This is a genomic window from Amycolatopsis sp. NPDC028719 (genome assembly GCF_055565395.1).
Map to the genome: position 1 here is coordinate 1,149,562 of NZ_JBVHUL010000001.1, position 17,525 is coordinate 1,167,086.

The 17,525-nt window shown below is 70.4% G+C and carries 17 protein-coding genes; 9 read left to right on the forward strand and 8 right to left on the reverse strand.

What is annotated here, in order from left to right:
• The first annotated feature begins 25 nt into the window (after nucleotides 1-25).
• Together ACZ4TR_RS05715 and ACZ4TR_RS05720 are read left to right on the forward strand one after the other, a co-directional pair.
• A complete protein-coding gene (locus ACZ4TR_RS05715) occupies nucleotides 26-1,927 on the forward strand; it encodes a DUF3027 domain-containing protein (protein WP_465285905.1) in 1,902 nt (633 codons plus the stop codon).
• Nucleotides 1,908-4,730, forward strand: coding sequence for a sacsin N-terminal ATP-binding-like domain-containing protein (locus ACZ4TR_RS05720; RefSeq protein ID WP_465285907.1), 2,823 nt, complete (start codon nucleotides 1,908-1,910; stop codon nucleotides 4,728-4,730). The genes ACZ4TR_RS05715 and ACZ4TR_RS05720 overlap by 20 nt, the downstream gene beginning before the upstream one ends.
• Nucleotides 4,731-4,742: 12 nt before the next feature.
• Here the strand turns inward: ACZ4TR_RS05720 and ACZ4TR_RS05725 are convergent, their stop codons facing one another.
• A complete protein-coding gene (locus ACZ4TR_RS05725) occupies nucleotides 4,743-4,970 on the reverse strand; it encodes a DUF2530 domain-containing protein (RefSeq protein WP_465286300.1) in 228 nt (75 codons plus the stop codon).
• An 82-nt stretch (nucleotides 4,971-5,052) separates the two neighbouring features.
• Between ACZ4TR_RS05725 and ACZ4TR_RS05730 the strand changes: the two genes are divergently transcribed.
• Complete coding sequence (locus ACZ4TR_RS05730; protein WP_465286301.1) at nucleotides 5,053-6,522, forward strand: NCS2 family permease; 1,470 nt, start codon at nucleotides 5,053-5,055, stop codon at nucleotides 6,520-6,522.
• Here the strand turns inward: ACZ4TR_RS05730 and ACZ4TR_RS05735 are convergent, their stop codons facing one another.
• Nucleotides 6,523-7,059 (reverse strand): hypothetical protein, encoded by a 537-nt coding sequence (locus tag ACZ4TR_RS05735; protein ID WP_465285908.1) that lies wholly within the window; start codon nucleotides 7,057-7,059, stop codon nucleotides 6,523-6,525.
• A gap of 161 nt (nucleotides 7,060-7,220) precedes the next feature.
• Here ACZ4TR_RS05735 and ACZ4TR_RS05740 point away from each other — a divergent pair, with 161 nt between their 5' ends.
• The 3 genes from ACZ4TR_RS05740 (at nucleotide 7,221) to ACZ4TR_RS05750 (ending at nucleotide 9,578) form a co-directional block, all read left to right on the forward strand.
• Complete coding sequence (locus ACZ4TR_RS05740) at nucleotides 7,221-7,625, forward strand: hypothetical protein (RefSeq protein ID WP_465285909.1); 405 nt, start codon at nucleotides 7,221-7,223, stop codon at nucleotides 7,623-7,625.
• Between the two features lie 121 nt (nucleotides 7,626-7,746).
• Nucleotides 7,747-8,178 (forward strand): MarR family winged helix-turn-helix transcriptional regulator, encoded by a 432-nt coding sequence (locus ACZ4TR_RS05745; protein WP_086861485.1) that lies wholly within the window; start codon nucleotides 7,747-7,749, stop codon nucleotides 8,176-8,178.
• Between the two features lie 143 nt (nucleotides 8,179-8,321).
• The gene (locus ACZ4TR_RS05750; RefSeq protein ID WP_465285910.1) at nucleotides 8,322-9,578 is read left to right on the forward strand and encodes an MFS transporter; all 1,257 of its coding nucleotides are present in this window, start codon (nucleotides 8,322-8,324) and stop codon (nucleotides 9,576-9,578) included.
• Nucleotides 9,579-10,125: 547 nt separating this feature from the next.
• Here ACZ4TR_RS05750 and ACZ4TR_RS05755 read toward each other — a convergent pair.
• From ACZ4TR_RS05755 to ACZ4TR_RS05775, 5 genes are all read right to left on the reverse strand, one after another.
• Nucleotides 10,126-10,929 (reverse strand): arylamine N-acetyltransferase family protein, encoded by an 804-nt coding sequence (locus tag ACZ4TR_RS05755; protein ID WP_465285911.1) that lies wholly within the window; start codon nucleotides 10,927-10,929, stop codon nucleotides 10,126-10,128.
• Between the two features lie 102 nt (nucleotides 10,930-11,031).
• Nucleotides 11,032-11,655 carry a superoxide dismutase gene (locus ACZ4TR_RS05760; RefSeq protein ID WP_364516832.1) on the reverse strand — a complete coding sequence of 208 codons (624 nt, stop codon included), beginning with the start codon at nucleotides 11,653-11,655 and terminating at the stop codon, nucleotides 11,032-11,034.
• Between the two features lie 256 nt (nucleotides 11,656-11,911).
• A complete protein-coding gene (locus ACZ4TR_RS05765; protein ID WP_465285912.1) occupies nucleotides 11,912-12,571 on the reverse strand; it encodes a biliverdin-producing heme oxygenase in 660 nt (219 codons plus the stop codon).
• A 73-nt stretch (nucleotides 12,572-12,644) separates the two neighbouring features.
• On the reverse strand, nucleotides 12,645-13,241 hold the full coding sequence (locus ACZ4TR_RS05770) for a TetR/AcrR family transcriptional regulator (protein WP_465285914.1): 597 nt from the start codon (nucleotides 13,239-13,241) through the stop codon (nucleotides 12,645-12,647).
• Nucleotides 13,242-13,257: 16 nt separating this feature from the next.
• The gene (locus ACZ4TR_RS05775; RefSeq protein WP_465285915.1) at nucleotides 13,258-14,757 is read right to left on the reverse strand and encodes a glutamate-cysteine ligase family protein; all 1,500 of its coding nucleotides are present in this window, start codon (nucleotides 14,755-14,757) and stop codon (nucleotides 13,258-13,260) included.
• A gap of 210 nt (nucleotides 14,758-14,967) precedes the next feature.
• Here ACZ4TR_RS05775 and ACZ4TR_RS05780 point away from each other — a divergent pair, with 210 nt between their 5' ends.
• Together ACZ4TR_RS05780 and ACZ4TR_RS05785 are read left to right on the forward strand one after the other, a co-directional pair.
• Nucleotides 14,968-15,774: a TrmH family RNA methyltransferase gene (locus tag ACZ4TR_RS05780; protein WP_465285916.1), complete on the forward strand. Its 807-nt coding sequence runs from the start codon at nucleotides 14,968-14,970 to the stop codon at nucleotides 15,772-15,774.
• A 39-nt stretch (nucleotides 15,775-15,813) separates the two neighbouring features.
• Complete coding sequence (locus tag ACZ4TR_RS05785; protein ID WP_465285917.1) at nucleotides 15,814-16,425, forward strand: DUF2537 domain-containing protein; 612 nt, start codon at nucleotides 15,814-15,816, stop codon at nucleotides 16,423-16,425.
• Here the strand turns inward: ACZ4TR_RS05785 and ACZ4TR_RS05790 are convergent.
• Complete coding sequence (locus ACZ4TR_RS05790) at nucleotides 16,422-16,775, reverse strand: hypothetical protein (RefSeq protein WP_465285918.1); 354 nt, start codon at nucleotides 16,773-16,775, stop codon at nucleotides 16,422-16,424. The genes ACZ4TR_RS05785 and ACZ4TR_RS05790 overlap by 4 nt on opposite strands.
• Nucleotides 16,776-17,048: 273 nt before the next feature.
• Here ACZ4TR_RS05790 and ACZ4TR_RS05795 point away from each other — a divergent pair, with 273 nt between their 5' ends.
• Nucleotides 17,049-17,402, forward strand: a complete 354-nt coding sequence (locus ACZ4TR_RS05795) for an MmcQ/YjbR family DNA-binding protein (RefSeq protein WP_465285919.1) — start codon at nucleotides 17,049-17,051, stop codon at nucleotides 17,400-17,402.
• The last annotated feature ends 123 nt before the right edge of the window (nucleotides 17,403-17,525 follow it).

The window sequence follows — 17,525 nt, forward strand, 5'->3', positions numbered from 1 at the left end:
GGATGCGTGCGGCACAATTGGCCGCATGACGCTGCTGCTGACCCTCGATGACGGTTCCGTGCAGCGCAAGCTCGCCGATGCGGTGGAGTTCGCGCGCGCGGCAGTGCTCGACGAAACGCCCGAGGAGCAGATCGGCACCCACGTGGGTGTCACGCGTGAGGACGCGGTCACGGCGAGTCACCTGTTCGAGGCCCAGGTCCCGGGTTACGGCGGCTGGCGCTGGTGCGTGACGGTCGCCTTGGCGGGCGACGACGAGCCGGTGACGGTCAGCGAGGTCGTCCTGGTGCCGGGGCCTTCCGCCTTGGTCGCGCCGGCGTGGGTGCCTTGGGAGCGCCGGGTGCGCGCGGGCGACTTGGGCGTCGGCGACATCTTCCCGACGGACGAGAACGACCCCCGCCTGGTCCCGGCGTACCTGCAGTCGGACGACCCGGCGGTGGAGGACGTCGCGCGCGACGCGGGTCTGGGGCGCGTCCACGTGCTGTCCCGGTTCGGCCGCACGGAGGCGGCATCCCGCTGGCACGACGGCGAGTTCGGGCCGCGTTCGGACATGGCCCGCAGCGCGCCGGACGTGTGCGGGACGTGCGGGTTCTTCGTGCCGCTGGCGGGTTCGCTGCGCGGGGTGTTCGGGGTGTGCAGCAACGACATCGCCCCGGCGGACGGCCACGTGGTGGACGTGGAGTACGGCTGCGGCGCCCACTCGGAGGTCGAGGTCGAGGTGACGTCCTCGATCCCGGTGGCGGAGCTGGTGTACGACGATTCGCTGTTGGACTTCACGCCGGAGCCCGCGGAAGTGGTGGAGACGGCGGCGGCGGAGCCCGAGACGGGGATCGCGGAATCGGACGTGTCGCCGGCGGAGGTGGAGCCGGAGGTCGTCGCGGAGGCGGGTGCCGGGGTGGCCGGCGGGGTTGCCGAGCCGGCGGCTGAGTCGGTTACGGCTGAGCAGGACTCGGCGCAGGTCGAGGTGGCCGGTGAAGTTGCTGGGCCGGTGGCGGCTGACGCTGAGCCGGTGCAGGTCGAGGTGGCCGGTGGGGTTGCCGAGCCGGTGGCGGCGGAGTCGGCTGAGCAGCGTGCGGTTGCCGAGCCGAAGCGGGCCGATGCGATCGCCGAGCCGGTTGCGACCGAATCCGACTCGGCGCAGGTCGAGGCGGTCGGTGCGGCTGCCGAGATGGTCGCGGCCGAGGGGATCGCGGCGGAGCCGGCCCAGGCCGAACCGACCGATGTTGCCGCTGAGTCGCAGGCATCCGAGGCACAGCCCGATGCGGCGGCCGAGCCGGTCGCGGCCGCGGCGGAACCTGCCGCGACCGATGCGGTCGACGAGCCGCACGCTGTGGCGACAGAGCCCACGGCCGAGCCGGTTGCGACTGCTGCCGAGCAGGCTCAGGCGGAGCGGAGCGAGGTGGCAGCCGAAGCGACTGCGCCTGCGGATGCTGCCGTGGCCGAGCCTGCGGAGGCCGAGCCGACCCAGGCTGAGGTGACCGACGCCGCGCCCCAGGTCGACGCGGCCGAGCAGGCGGGTGGGACCGATGCCCGGCTGGGTGAGGCCGAGGCGACTCCTGTCGGGGCTGATGTTCCGGAGTCCGCCGAGGCTGAGCCAGCCCAGGCCGAGGTCGCCGACGCGGGTGAGATCGCTGCGCCGGTGGAGGCTGAGGTGACCGAGCCTGCCGAAGCTGAGCCGACCCGGGCTGAGGCCACCGATGTGGCCGAGACCGCTGCGCCGGTGGAAGCGTCCGCTGAGGTGAGCGCTGCGCCGGTTGAGGACTCCGTGCCCGAGCCCGCCGAGGCCGAGCCCACTCAGGCCGAGGTCACCGACGCCGCTCCCGTGACAGAGCACGCGGATGAGCCGCCCGCAGCCGCTCTCACCGACACGGTGGTCCCCGATGAAGCGCAGGCCGATGTCGATACCGCCGGTGAGCAGCGGAACCTCTGAGCCGCACGGGGCCGGGGATCCCTTCGGCACCGCGCGGCTCCGTGACTCCACCCTGCGCGCCTGGCAGGACTCGCCCACCCGGCTCCTCGAGGACACCAACGTCGAGCAGGACCTGCGCGTCGGCGCCTATCGGGATCGGCTCTTCGTCGAACTCGCGCAGAACGCCGCCGATGCCGCCATGGCCGCCGGGCAGCCCGGCCGGATCCGGGTGTCCCTCGTGGGCCGGGAGCTCAGGTTCGCCAACACCGGCGCGCCGCTCGATGCGCGCGGCGTCGCTTCCCTCGCCTCGCTGCGGGCGTCCGGGAAGACCGGGGACACCGTCGGGCGCTTCGGGGTCGGTTTCGCCGCCGTCCGTACCGTTTCCGACGCTCCCAGCGTCGTCTCGACCAGCGGCGGTGTTGTCTTTTCCGCCGAGAAAACACGCGCCGCCGCGAACATCGAAGGTGACGTTCCCGTCCTGCGTCTGCCCTGGCCGGTGGACGCCGACGTCCCGGCCGGCTTCGATACCGAAGTCCGGCTGCCGCTCAGGGATGACGTCGACGGGCAAGCCCTGCTCGATCAGCTCGGCGCGGACATCGGGGACCTGCTCCTCGCCCTGCCGTGGCTGGCCGAGGCCGATGTGGACGGTCGCGTGTGGACTCGAACGACCAGCCAGGACATCGTGGAAATCCGGGGTCCGCAGAGGGAGACCCGGTGGCTGACCCATCGCGGCGACGTCGTCTGGGCGGTGCCGGTCGACAAAGAGGGTGTTCCGAAGCCGCTCGCCGAAGACGTCCTGCACGCCCCCACCCCGACCGACGACGGACTCTCGCTGCCCGCGAGGCTGCTCGCCTCCGTGCCTGTCGAGCCTTCGCGTCGCCGGGCGCTGCCCGGGTCCGAGCTGACCAAGGCACTCGAAAACGCCGCCGCCGAGTACGTCCGGCTGGTGCGATTGCTCCCGTCGGAACAGCGGTTCGCGCTCGTGCCCGTTCCGGGCTTTCCGAAGTCCACAGTGGACGCGGAGCTGCGCGACGAAGTGCTGGCGAACCTCAGTTCCGAGCCGTGGCTGTCCACTCAGGATGGTGGCGAGGTCGCCGGGCGGCAGGCGAAGGTGCTCGACGTCGATGTACCCGGTCTGCCCGAACTGATCGCCGACGTCGTCCCGGGTCTGCTCGAGGGCGCGGCGCCCGCCAGTGTGCTGAAAGCCGTCGCGGTGCAGGTGATCAGCGTCGAAGAGGTGCTGGAAACGCTTACCGGCATCGCCAGGGAACCGGGCTGGTGGCACGACGTCTACGCGGCGCTCGCCAAGGCGGTCGAGTCCCACGCGCTCGCGAGCGAGCGGCTGGACGGCCTGCCCGTGCCGCTCTCCGACGGCCGGACGCTGCCCGGAGCGCGAGGCAGCCTCCTGGTCGAGGGTTCGGCCGAGCTGCTCGACCTCCTGTCCGATGTGGACATTCCCGGGCTGCGGCTGGTGCACCCCGCCGCGTCGCACCCGTTGCTGGAACGCCTGGGCGCCAAGCAAGCCGATGCGCGTGAGCTCCTCAACGCAGACCAGCTGCGTGACGCCGTCGAGCGCAGCGTCGAAGACGTCCGGTCCGGATTGGACGGTACGACGCTCGCGGGTGCCGTCCTCCGGCTGATCGCGGACTGCGGGGACGACGCCCCGCGGTGGGTCGGCGCCCTCGCCCTGCCCGCCACCGACACCTGGCGGCGTGCCGACGAACTCGTGCTTCCCGCGTCGCCGCTCGTCGAGATCTTCGACGAAGAGGTCTTCGACGAGGACGGCGCGCTCGACGTCCTCGACGAGGACTTCGCCGAAGACTGGCCGGACGACACGCTCAAGGCCGCCGGCGTCCTCGACTCGTTCGCGGTGGTCACCGACGACGAGCCGCACGAGCCCGACCACGACCTGCCGGACGAGGAAGCCTGGTGGGACTCGCTGCCGGAGCCGCCGTCGACACTCGTCGCGATCCGGGACCTCGACCTCGTCGCCGACGACGCCTGGCCCGCCGCGCTGCGCCTGCTCGCCGCGCGCCCCGAAACCTTGCACGCCCTGCGCGTGCCCCGAGGACACGCGGCCTGGTGGATCGCGCAGTACGCCGTGCTCGGCGGGCTGGCCCCGAGCGAGTGGCGCCTGCCCGGCGCCGACCTGGCCGGGCTCTACGACGAGGTTCCCGACCTCGGGCTGAGTGAGGAACTGCTCAGGGCCGCCGGGGTGCGAACCGATCTGACACTGTCCACTGTGGATGAGGCCGAGGACGTTCTGAAGCGGCTCGCCGATCCGGAACGGACGATCTCGAGTGGACTGATCACCCGCGCTCATGACGCCGTCGTGGACTCCGGGTTCGAACCCCGGCCGCCGGAAGCGGTCCGGGCCGCCGACGGGTCCGTTGTGGACGGTGCGCTGGTCCTGGACGTGCCCTGGGTGGCCGGGGCGCTGGAGCCCGACCAGTACGTCGTCGCGCCCGAGGATCCGGAACGCCTCGCGGACCTGCTCGACCTGCCGCTCGCCAGTACCGAACAGGCCGCTGTGACCAGCCAAGGCGAGTACGCGCCGTGGGCCGAGCTGCCCGCGCTGAAGCTCGTCGCCGACCAGCTCGGCATCCGGTTGCCCGAGGGTGGCGTGCTGGTGCACGACCCGCTGACCGTGTCGATCCAAGGCGCCGACCACGACGTCCAGTGGTGGTCCGACGATCGGCTGCACGCCGCCGACACCTCCGAAGGCCTGGCGCGCGCGTTCGCCTGGGCGGCCGGGCGCTGGCCCGACCGGCACCTCGTCACCGCGCTGCTCGACGACCCCTCGCCGCGGACGCTGCTGGCGTAAGCGTGAAGGGGCTCAGAGCCGCTGCGCCGACTTCGATCCCCGCCGGGCCGCGGCGCGCTGCCAGGCGATGATCGCCAGGCCGATGAACCCGAGCACGAACCCGGACAGCGCCGTCTGCACCCACAGCCCCGAAGTCGTGAAGAAGAGCACCACCAGCGCGACAGTCCAGATCGAAGTGCCTACGATCACCACCGGCGTCAGGTCGGTCAGCTTCTTGGGCAGCTCCGGCGTGTGCCGCAACGAGCCCGTAACCTCCGGTGGATTGATCGGTTCACTCACGTGGTGAAGGGTACTCCGCAGCAGCGACAGAATGGGCAGGCGAATGGCGGAGCAGGAGACGACCCGCACCGGGACGTCCACACTGGACCGGTTCTTCAAGATCACCGAACGGGGTTCGACCGTGCCGCGCGAGCTGCGCGGCGGTCTGGTCACCTTCGTCACGATGGCCTACATCGTGGTGCTGAACCCGCTGATCATCGGCAGTTTCTCGGCTGACGACGCGGGCGCGCACAAGGACCTCCTCGGCGGCATCCTGCCGGTTCCGCAGGTCGCCGCGGTGACGGCGCTCGTCGCCGGCGTCATGACCATCCTCATGGGGCTGGTCGCGAACTACCCGTTCGCCATCGCCACCGGCCTGGGCATCAACAGCCTGGTCGCGGTCACCATCGCCCCGCAGATGACCTGGCCCGAAGCGATGGGCCTGGTCGTCATCGAGGGCGTCATCATCGTGGCGCTCGTGCTCACCGGGTTCCGCACCGCGGTGTTCCGGGCCGTGCCGGCCGCGCTGAAGTCCGCGATCGCCGTCGGCATCGGCGTGTTCATCTGCCTGATCGGCCTGGTCGACGCCGGGTTCGTGCGCCGCCTGCCGGACGCCGCGAACACCACCGTCCCGGTCGGCTTGGGCATCAACGGCTCGATCGCCTCCTGGCCGACCGCGGTCTTCGTCGTCGGCCTGCTCATCACCGGCGTCCTGGTCGTGCGCAAGGTCAAGGGCGCGATCCTGATCGGCGTGCTGTCCTCAACCGTGCTGGCCGTCGTCGTCGAGGCGATCGTCAAGGCCGGGCCGTCGCAGGGCACGAACCCGAAGGGCTGGAACCTCGGCTACCCGGCACTGCCGGACCAGGTCGTCGGCCTGCCGAACCTTTCGCTGGTGGGTGACGTCTCGTTCGGCGCCTGGACGCGGCTGCCGATCATCACCGTCTGCCTGCTGGTGTTCACGCTGGTCCTGGCCGACTTCTTCGACGCGATGGGCACCATGACCGGCCTCGCCAAGGAGGCCGACCTGCTGCCGAAGGACGGTCAGCTGCCCAACGTCGGCAAGGCGCTGTTCGTCGAGGGCCTCGCGGGCGCGGCCGGCGGCTTCGGCTCGGCCAGCTCGAACACGGTGTTCGTCGAATCGGCGTCCGGCATCGCCGAAGGCGCGCGGACCGGCCTGGCGAACGTCGTCACCGGCGTGCTGTTCATCGCCGCGATGTTCCTGACGCCGCTCTACCAGGTCGTGCCGGTCGAGGCGGCCGCGCCGGCGCTGGTCGTGGTCGGCGCGATGCTGATGTCGCAGGTTCGCGACATCGACTTCACCGACTACTCGATCGCGCTGCCCGCGTTCCTGACCATCGTCGTCATGCCCTTCACGTACTCGATCGCCAACGGCATCGGCGCCGGCTTCGTCAGCTACGTCGTGATCCGCGCGGCGACCGGCAAGGCTCGCCAGGTGCACCCGCTGATGTGGGTGATCGCGCTGGCCTTCGTCGCCTACTTCGCGGTCGGGCCGCTCCAGGCGGCGTTCCGCTGATCAGCCCCTGACCTTCAAAGCTTCGTCGAGGACGCTCCGGTCGCGTTCGAAATCCGCGGCCGGGGCATCGAACCGGATCGTCACCAGTGCGTCGCCGGCGCCGAGACCGACCACGGTCACCCGGCGCGGCACGCCGTCGCGTTCGTAGGTGAAGTCCCATTCCGCGGCGTCGCGGTCGGCGACCGGGGCGTGCTCGGCCACCGTGCCGCCCTGTCGGCCGGCCACCGCCCGGAGCCCGCCGAGGGCGTCCTCCTGCGTGATCGGCACCCGGTCGGTCTCGAGCAGGAGGTCGCCTCGGCGGTAGCTCGCGCGCTCCTTGTCGCGGTGCACGGCCCAGGACGACGGCACCGGGATCTCGATCGCCGAGCCGGGGCCGTCCGCGAGCCGGTAGATCTCCAGCGCGCCTTGCGTGATCGACGGCGCCGGCGGTGGTGGCGGCGCGGCCGCCGGTGCCTCGTCGCCGCCCCGGAACTGTGCCGCCACGATGGCCACCACCGCCGCGCCGACCACGGCCGAGCCCACCAGCTTCTTGTTCATATCCGACCCCCGGGTCTCGTCCATGGTGGAGGACGCGCGAGGGTGCCGACGGTTGCGGACCCGGCATCTTGGGCAAACCCGCGGTGCGGACAAATCGGGCTTGCTACGCTCATGATCATCGGGGCCACAGGGGGTGGCCCCTGATCTTTCGAGGGGGAAATGTGCGCAGCCGTGCGTTTCAGCGCGTCGTCACCGCCGTGGTCGCGGTGACCGGGATCAGCCTGGCCGTGCCCGCCGCGGCGACCGCGTCCACGCAGGCCGGTGCCTGCTGGGCCGCGGGCGAGACCAAGCAGGACTCGGCCGGCCGGTGGCACAACGTGTACTACTGCGACAACGAGTCGCCGACGAAGGTCTACAGCAGCGCCGGGTACAGCGGGAGCTACGGGACCATCTACGGCACGCCCAGCTGGTTCGCCTGCAAGGTCGACAACGAGTTCAACGGCGGCGGGCCGCACCCGTACCGCTGGCTCTACACCCAGGCCGACACCCCGGGCGGCTGGTGGGGCTTCGTGCCGGACAACCACATCATCAGCGAGACCGACACGGTGCCCACCTGCATGTGGTGATCACCGGCCGACGGCCCCGGCTCCTGGTCGCGACGACCGAGCCGGGGCCGTCGTCGTTCCCGGGACCGGCTTTGACGGAGATCACCCGTGCGGCCGCAACATCGTAAGGTATGCTAACTATATGTCCGGCGACACGCACGAACGCTCCTTGGCGAGCCGTCTGCGTCTCGCGGTGGTCCGGCTCAACCGCCGGCTGCGGGCACAGCGCGTCGGGGACGACCTCACGCTGACGCAGGTCGCCGCGCTGTCCACCCTGCACAAGTGCGGTGCGCTGACCCCGGGTCAGCTCGCCGCGAAGGAAGGCGTCCAGCCGCCCTCGATGACGAGGGTGATCGCCGCGCTCGAAGAGCTGAAGTTCGTCGAGCGGCGCCCGCACCCGACCGATGGCCGGCAGGCCATCGTCGAGCTGTCCGAGAGCGGACTGGCCTACGTGCAGAAGGCCATCTCCGTGCGGGAGGCGTGGCTGGACCGGCAGTTGGCGGAACTCGGCGACGAAGAGCGCGAAGTGCTCTCGAAAGCCGCCGAAATCATAGACAGGATGGCGGGGAACTAACCACGGTGACGGTCACGGGTAGCGAAACGAAACGTTCCATCGAGACCACTGCTACCCGGGACACGGCGCCACCGCCGTCCGCTTCGCCGCCGTCCGAGTCGCGCCCGTCCGAAGTACAGCCTTCGGGAACGCAGCGCCGCGGCATGTTCGCGTCCCTGCGGGTCCGCAACTACCGGCTGTTCTTCACCGGCCAGGTCATCTCCAACATCGGCACCTGGATGCAGCGCATCGCCCAGGACTGGCTGGTGTTCACCCTCAGCGGCAACAACCCGATCGCCCTCGGCATCGCGGTGGCGCTGCAGTTCGCGCCGACCCTGTTCCTTTCGCTGTGGGCCGGCGTCCTCGCCGACCGCGTCGACAAGCGGCGGCTGCTGACCTGGATCCAGGTCGCGGCGTGCGCGCAGGCCGTGGTGCTCGGCGTCCTCGACATCACCGGGCTCGTGGCGCTGTGGCAGGTCTACGTCCTGTGCTTCACGCTCGGCATCACGGCGTCGCTCGAAGTGCCGACGCGCCAGTCTTTCGTCGCCGAGATGGTCGGCCGGGACCAGATCGCGAACGCGGTCGCGCTGAACTCGTCGATCTTCAACATGGCGCGGATCGTCGGCCCGGCGATCGCCGGGTTCGCGATCACCTGGATCGGCACCGGCTGGCTGTTCATCGCGAACGCGGTCAGCACGGTCGCGGTGATCGTCGGGCTGGTCATGATGAACCCGGACAAGCTGTTCCGCGTCGCGGCGGTGCCGCGCGAAAAGGGGCAGCTGGCCGAGGGCCTGCGGTACGTCCGGCGGCGCTCGGACCTGATGACGGTGATGGTGCTGGTGCTGTTCGTCAGCACGTTCGGCATCACGTACTTCTCCTCGCTGCCGATCGTCGCGGCGAACGTGTTCCACACCGCGGCCGACGGCTACGGGCTGCTGTCGACGCTGGTCGCGGTGGGCACGTTCACCGGCGCGGTGATGTCGGCCCGCCGCGGGACGAAGGGCCGGCCGCGGGTGCGGCTGATGCTGGTGTCGGCGTTCTTCCTGGGCGTGTTCGAGCTGCTCACGGCGTTCATGCCGACGTACCTGACCTTCGGCCTCGGCCTGATCCCGCTCGGCTTCGCCACGATGACGTTCCTCAACACGGCGAACGCGCTGGTGCAGACCTCGGTCAGCCCCGAGATGCGCGGGCGCGTGATGGGGCTGTACGTGCTGGTGCTCATCGGCGGCAACCCGATCGGCGGTCCGATGGTCGGCTGGATGGCGCAGGCGTTCGGCGGGCGGTCTCCGTTCTACATCGGCGGCGCGGTTTCGGCGTTGGCCGCGGTGGTCTGTGCGATCGTGCTGATCCGGCGGGGTGGCGTTTCGTGGCCGGTTCAGCGGCGGTTCGGGCTCCGGGTGCTCAAGCGGGCGAAGGTCTAACGGCTGTCTTGGCCGCTCGGAGCAGAGGCTGTAGAGATGAAGTCCTTCGCCCGTGCCTTCCACGGACCCCCTCTTTGCCAGCACCAGGCGAGTGCGTCGGGGATGGCGAGCAGGGGCTCTTCGTGTGCGCGGTGGTGGCGGTATTCCAGCGTTTCGCAACCGTGTAGCCGGGTCGAGCGGTAAAGGATCCGGCGGTCGTGTGCCGAACCGTCGTAGACCGTGACCGCGGGGTGGCGGTGACGAGATAGCCGCCACGCTTGCTCTCGTCGACGAAGACATGCGCGGTCACCTCGGCATTGTGCCGCCTGGGATGACAGACCGTATTTGAGGGACCCCGTTCCGTAGCTGGGACGCGGTATAACTCGAACGAGTGAGATCCGGGTCTCCTCGCTGAGACCCTTGTCTGTGAGATGAGGTTAGGCTAACCTCATACACGTCCGCTTCGTGGTGGGAGCGGCAGTCAGTTCGGGAACGGACGGAGCCCCGGCCCTGGGAACCCCAGGCCGGGGCTTCGTTCATGCACGGCGGTGTTCGTGCACAGTGGTCTTCACGGCAGTGTCGGGCTGAGCGCACCGCTCGTCAAGGGACTCTCACCCGGTGGCGTGGGCAGGCGCGTCAGGGGGAGACCGAAGTAGACCCGGTACGCCATCCGGATCGCGGCCTCCGTCGGCAGTGCGACCTCGTGCCGGACGCCGTCGACCGTCTCGATCAGGCGGTCGCCCGACAGCGTCACCCGGCCCTGGGAGGTCGGGCGGGAGCACGTCAGGGACTTCGTGAAGTGGGACTCCGGGGACGTCGACTGCCACCACGCCATCGGGACGAAGTCCGCCAGGGGCCGCGGGCGGCGCTCCAGGCGGTACTGCGGCTCGCCGTCCCGCAGGACGTCGATGTCGCCGTGGGGCGCGTCCAGCAGCAGGAACTCGCCGTCCGGGTCGGGCTGGGCGTCCACGCCGGACAGTCGCAGCGGGTGCCGGGAGAACCGGCCGAAGCCGACGTCGACCAGCCACGGCTCGTCCAGTGAGACGATGATCGCCGCGTGGTCCAGGGGCGGGCCGAGCGTGCCGTCCGGGCGGAACACCTGAGCCGCGTGCAGCGAAGCTTCGTAGCCCAATGAGCGCAGCAGTGCCGCGAAAAGTCCGTTGAGCTCGTAGCAGAAGCCGCCGCGCCGGCGTTCCACGATCTTGCCGAACAACGCTTCTTCGCCGAGTTCGACCGGCTCGCCGAGGTGGATGCTCAGGTTCTCGAACGGGACCGCGATCAGGTGACGTTCTTGCAGATGTCGGAGAGTCTCCAGGTCGGCCGCCGCGGGCCGGTCGACCCCCAGCCGCGCCAGATACGCGTCAACGTCCATGCCGACCACTCTCACACCTCGACCGCACTCGAGGTCAAGTGATTTCACCCGTCGACGAAAACGGGGCCCTCCCGTGCAGGAGGGCCCCGTTCCGCGAAAAGCTCAGCCGAGCAGCAGGCCGTTGCCGCCGGCGACGGCGTTGTCGAAGCGCTTGCTGATCTCGGCCCAGTTGAAGATGTTCCACAGGGCCTTGACGTAGTCCGGCTTCACGTTCTTGTAGTCCAGGTAGAACGCGTGCTCCCAGACGTCGACCAGCAGGATCGGCACGGTCGGCAGGATCAGGTTGTTGTGGTGGTCGCGCAGCTGCTGGGTGATCAGCGTCTTGCCGATCGGGTCCCAGGAGAGCGCGCCCCAGCCGTTGCCCTGGATCGTGGTCGACACGGCGGTGAACTGCGCCTTGAACTTGTCGAAGGAGCCGAACGCCTCGTCGATCGCCGCGGCCAGCTCGCCGGTCGGCTTGTCGCCGCCTTCCGGCGACAGGATCTTCCACCACACGACGTGGTTCGCGTGGCCGGCCAGGTTGAAGGCCAGCGTGGTCTCGAGACCGACGATGCCGCCGAAGTCGCCGGCGTCGCGGGCTTCCGCGATCTTGTCGAGAGTGTCGTTCGCGCCCTTGACGTAGGTCGCGTGGTGCTTGCTGTGGTGCAGCTCGTTGATCTCGCCCGAGATGTGCGGCGCGAGCGCGCTGTAGTCGTAGTCGAGATCGGGGAGCTCGTAGCGGGCCATTGGCCCTCCTTCTGTCTTCGACACAAGTTTCCTGTACCGAACCTAGTAGCACACGCCTCTGCGCGGCGAGCGGGGGCGCGTGGCCGTCCCACTGCTTGAGGGGGTCCGGGTGGCGGAGCCCCCGGCCCGGGGCGGAGCCCCGGTTGGTGCAGAGTGGGACGGCGGTCCGTCTGTGGCGTACCCGAGGGTCCGTCACCCGAAACCGAGCCTGCTACCTGCACCTAAGTGGAGGTCAACGAGCTGTGACGACGATCATTCAGGCGCGGTATTCGTCCAGCCGTGAAGCCAGCTCCTCGAACACGGCGACGTTGCACTCGAACGCGACCAGTGTCTCGTCGATCACCCGCGCGCGGTCGGCTTCGTCCCACGGCGCGTTGTCCAGCTTCGCGCGGTACCGGTCGCGGAAGCGCGGCGCGCTGCCGATGCCCTCGAAGTGGTAGAAGAGCGTGCCCGCCTCGGCGACGTCGTACTTCTTCTCCAGCAGCCGCCGGATCGCCTGGCCGCCCGCGATGTCACCCAGGTAGCGCGTGTAGTGGTGCGCCACGTACCCGCCCGCCCACGAAGACGCTTCGCCGACTCGCGCGACGTACGCCCGCGTCGACGCCAGCGGGGAGATGGTCGAACGCCAGTCCGGGCCGACCAGGTGCGCGAGGTCGCGCTCGAGGTGGGGCAGCCGACGCAGCTCGTCGAACACGAACTCGCCGCCGACCGGGTCGCCGGCCATGCGGTCGCTCGCCGCCTCGATCGCGCCGTAGACGAAGTAGTACTGGATCGCGAGCTGGGTGTAGCCCTCCTGCGTCAGCTCGCCGCCGAGCAGGGCGCGCATGTACGTCGAGTAGTTCGCCTTCTCGTGCACCTGGAGCGTCGACGCGCGCAGGGTCGCCGAGAAGGGGCGAGCATCCGTGGTCACCGACATGGGCAGGCCTCCCGGCGATCGATCTGACACGCTGTCAGAAAGATCGTAGGGCATTTATCCGGGTAAGGCTACCCTAAATCGACGCTCCGACCGCTCTCAGCACGAACCGCACCGCGGCCTCGACGACGTCTTCCAGCTGCTCGGAGGGCCCGTCGACCAGCGTCCGGTTGCCCAGCGCGGCGGTGATCATCGGAATCAGGACGTCCGGGTCCTCGGCCGGCCAGCGCCCCAGGTCGACGCCGCCGGCCAGGATCGCGCGCAGCCGGTCGGTGATCGGGTCGGCGTGCGCGCTGATCCGCCGGTACGCCGCGGGCGCCAGCGCCGACGCGAGCGCCGTGCCCGGCGGCATGTGGTACTCGGCCAGCACGCGCAGCTGCAGCCGGACGAACGTGGCGAGCTGGTCGACCGGGTCCGCGTGGGCCTCGACGGCTTCGGTCAGCCGCGTGACGTACCGCGCCGCTTCGTCCTCGACGAACGCGACGAGCAGGCTTTCCTTGTCGGGGAAGTGGTTGTACAGCGCGGTCCGGCCCACCCCGGCGGCCGAGGCGACCCCGGCGAGCGTGATCGCGTCGAAGCCGCGTTCGTACAGCTGGGCGCGCAGGACTTCGAAGACCCGCGTCCGCACCTCACGCCGGTGCGCTTCGAGCGACTCACCGAGAATCTTCGGCATCGAACCAGGTTAGCGGTCATTCATCCGACGGCCAGGTGTGCACCGGCTCGCCCGTTTCCGACAGCTCCAGGTAGCGCCCGAGCATCAGGTTGAGCGCCTCTTCCCGGTCGAGCCCACGCTCCTGCGCGCGCAGGACGTAGTCGCGCTGCCAGGTCGCCCCCGTCCGCCGCGCGAGGCAGCGGCGCTCGATGATCCCGAGGTAGCGCTCGCGGGCCTCGTCGGAGACGTCGGAGCGGCGCAGCCCCTCGTGGGCCAGCGGGAGCAGCACGCGCAGCGCCAGCTCGTCCGGCGGGATCCAGCCGATGCCCGGCCAGTACAGCTGTGCCTCGAACCCGCGCCGCGCGCCGGCGTAGAGGTTTTCCTCCGCCGCCTGGAAGGACATCTGGCTCCACACCGGGCGTTCCGCCTCCGCGAGCGCGCGCTGGGCGCCGTAGAAGAACGCCGCGTTCGCCACGGTGTCGACGACGGTCGGCCCGGCCGGCAGCACCCGGTTCTCGATCCGCAGGTGCGGCAGGCCGTCGACGACGTCGTACACCGGGCGGTTCCAGCGCCAGATGGTGCCGTTGTGCATGCGCAGCTCGGTGAGCTTGGGCGCCTGGCCCGCGTCGAGCGCCTCGATCGGGTCTTCGACGTCGGTTTCCGGGAGCAGGCCGGGGAAGTAGCGGACGTTCTCCTCGAACAGGTCGAAGATCGACGTGATCCAGCGCTCCCCGAACCACACGCGCGGGCGCACGCCCTGGTTCTTCAGCTCCTCCGGGCGGGTGTCGGTCGCCTGCAGGAACAGCGGGATGCGCGTCTCCTGCCAGAGTGCCTTGCCCAGCAGGAACGGCGAGTTCGTGGCGAGCGCGATCTGCGGCCCGGCCAGGCACTGGGCGGCGTTCCAGTGCGCGGCGAACTCCTCCGGCGCCACCTGCAGGTGCAGCTGGACGCTCGTGCACGCGGCCTCCGGAAGAATGGATTCCGCATAGCTGCGAAGGCGTTCCGGCTGCTGGCCCGGCAGGGGCGCGCCTTCCATCGCCAGCACGGTCCGTTCGCCGCGTGCCGCGAAGATCTGGTCGTTCAGGGTGACGTACCGGGACTTGTTGGTGAGCCACTTCTGGTCGAAGTGCTCGTGCTTCAACGTCGGCAGGATGCCGATCATGGCCAGCGACGACCCGGTGTCGCGGGCCTTCGACGCCGCGGTCGCGAGGTACGCGCGGAGGTCGTCTTCGAGCTGGAGGGCCGAATCGCCGGCCAGCGGCCGCGGCGGCACGTTCAGCTCGATGTTGTGCTGGCCCAGCTCGGTGGTGAACGACGGGTCGTCGAGCGCCTCCAGCACCGCGGTGTTCGTCATCGACGGGCGCAGTTCGCGGTCGACCAGGTTCAGCTCCACCTCTAGGCCGATGTTCTTGCGGGGGAACGAAAAACTGCCGTCGGTGAGCATGCGGGCCAACGTGTCGAGGCAACGCTGCACCTTGCGGCGGTACCGTCCCCGGTCGAGCGTGTTGAACGGTTGAGCCGCGAGGTCCATCCCCATGACCATCCCTGCTTTTCGTCGGTGTGGAACCAGGACGTGTTTCAGGCCCGGCGGACAACCGTTACACAGCCGATGCAACCGGGCTAGCGGCCAAACTGGTGCTCTCCGTCACGGGGGGTTAACCGAAAGCAAATTACCTCCGTTCGTACCAAGGGTGGCTCGACGTTCGGACCAGTGAGCGGGACGGCAGGCGGATGACAGACTGGACGGATGGGCTTGATCCACATCGCCGGCCGCGACGACCCCCGGGTCGACGATTTCCGCGACCTGTCCACAGCGGACCGCCGCCCCGACCGCCCGGGCGGCAAGGGACTCGTCATCGCCGAAGGCACTGTCGTGGTGTCCCGGCTGCTGGCTTCCCGGTACCCGGTACGGGCTCTGCTGGGCGTCGAACGGCGGTTCGCCGAGCTCGCCGACGACCTCGCCGGGATCGACGTGCCCCGGTACGCGGCGTCCGCGGAGACGATGGCCGACGTCGTCGGGTTCCACCTCAACCGCGGGATCCTCGCCGTCGCGGACCGGCCGGCGCCGCTGGCGGTTTCCGAAGTCGTCGCGAACGCGGGCACGATCGCCGTTCTCGAAGGCGTGGGGGACCACGAAAACCTCGGTGCGCTCTTCCGCAACGCGGCCGCGCTCGGCGTCGGCGGCGTGCTGCTCGGGCCCGGCTGTTCCGACCCGCTCTACCGGCGCAGCGTGCGTGTGTCGATGGGACACGTCCTGCGCGTGCCGTTCGGGCACCTCACCGACTGGCCGGGCGGGCTGGACGACCTGCGGGCGCGCGGGTTCGCCGTCGCCGCGTTCACGCCGCGGCCGGGCTCGATCCCGCTGCGCGAGCTGCGGGCGCACGCACCCGGGCGGGTGGCGCTGCTGTTCGGCGCGGAAGGTCCCGGACTGACCGAAACGGCGCTGGCGGCGGCTGATCACGCCGTCCGGATACCCATGCCGGCCGGAGTCGACTCCCTCAACATCGCGACGGCCGCCGCCGTGGCCTTCTACGAACTGGCGCGGGCCGACTAAGGTTTCGGTTTCGAGGCGAAACCGGCGCGAAGGGACACCATGGAGCTGCGGATCCGCGGTGAGCGCGCGGTGCTGGCCGGACCCGGTGGCGACCAGGCGCGCGAGGTCGACCCGCACAAGCTCGCGATCGGCTCGGACCTCGCGCAGGCACTGCACGAATGGGCGCGCGTCGCGTCCGCGGTCTCCGCCGACTCCGGGGCCGAAGCGGGCGCGGTCGTCTCGCAGCGCGGCCGCCAGCTCGCCGGGCGGCTCGCCTCGGTGATGGGCACGACCGTGCGGTTCGTGGACCCGGTGACCGGCGCCGACACGGTCGTCGAACCGGCCCCGCGGACCGAGGCACCCGGCCGGCGGTTCGTCCGGACGGTGCTCGGCCCGCCGGGGCCGGCCGGGGAGCCGACGCCGTGGCTGACCGGGCTGACCGTGTCGGCGTTCATCGCGGCCGTGGTCGTGGTGGCCATGCTGGCGCTGGCCTCGACGCTGGCGCGGGAGACCAGCGGCTGGCTGGCGCTCGTGGCGTCGGTCGTCGTGACGGCCGGGATCACGCCGTCGCTGTGGCTGATCCGCAGAACCCCGATCCTGCGCTGGGCCGCGTACGGCGCGGCGGGCGGTGTCGTGATCGCGTGGGCCGGCGTGCTGGTGATCGCCTTCTAGCGGTACCGGACGTAGGTGACGAGCGTGCCCCGGGCGCGCGTCCGGGTCTGGGAGCGGAAGGCACAACCGTGGTAGCCGGCGATCCGGCCGAGCAGCTCGGGTGAGACGCCGAACTGGCCGGTGAAGAAGCTGACGCTGATCTTCCCGGTGAACTCCTTCGCCGGCCATCCGACGCGGGCCGAGCGCGGGAAGATCCGCAGCACCCACAGCAGCGGAGGCACGCCGAGCAGCGTGAGGGAGAAGCCGATCGCGAAGATGCGCTCGTCCCCGCTGATCGCGGCTGTCACGGCGCTGCCGCCGAAGCACAGCAGGATCCACGCCGCCGGGGCGAGGAAGCCGGCGAACGACATCCGGAACTTCCTCGGCGCGCGTCGCGGCGCCAAGGGGCGGCGCAGCAGCAGGATCAGGTCGGTGGGATCGGCGAAGTGCGCGACTGTGGTCAGGCCTTCGCCGCCGGCGATCTCGGCGATCCGGGCGGGTGGCAGCTTCGCGTGCCGGACGCTGACCCACAGCTCGTCACAGCCGTCGAGGTGGTTGCGCAGCCACTGCTCCCGGCCGGGTGTCGTCGAATGTCACGCTGCACAATCGATCCCTCCCTCAGCGTGACATCGTAGCCTGGCTGGATGCGGCAGCTCGACGCGTTGCGGAAGTTGTGCCTGGCCCTGCCCGAAGTCACCGAGCGGCTCAGCCACGGGTCGCCCGCGTGGTTCGTGCGCGGCAAGAAGACGTTCGTCATGTTCGCCGACGACCACCACGGCGACGGCAGGCTCGCCTTCTGGTGCCCGGCGCCGCCCGGGGCGCAGGAGGAGCTGGTGCGCACCGAGCCCGGGCGCTTCTTCCGGCCGGCGTACGTCGGGCACCGCGGCTGGCTGGGCGTGCGGCTGGACGTCGACGTCGACTGGGCCGAGATCGACCGCATCGTCCGGGAGGCCTACCGCCTGGTGGCCCCGAAGACCCTGGCCGCGCAGGTCACCTAGCGCCCCAATGTGGCGGGGGGGGGGGGGGGGGGGGGGGGAAGAAAAAGAAGAGGGGGGGGGGGGGGGAAAAAAAAAAAAGAGAAGGCGGGGGGGGGGAGGTGGCTGAGTAGAGTGACAAAAAAA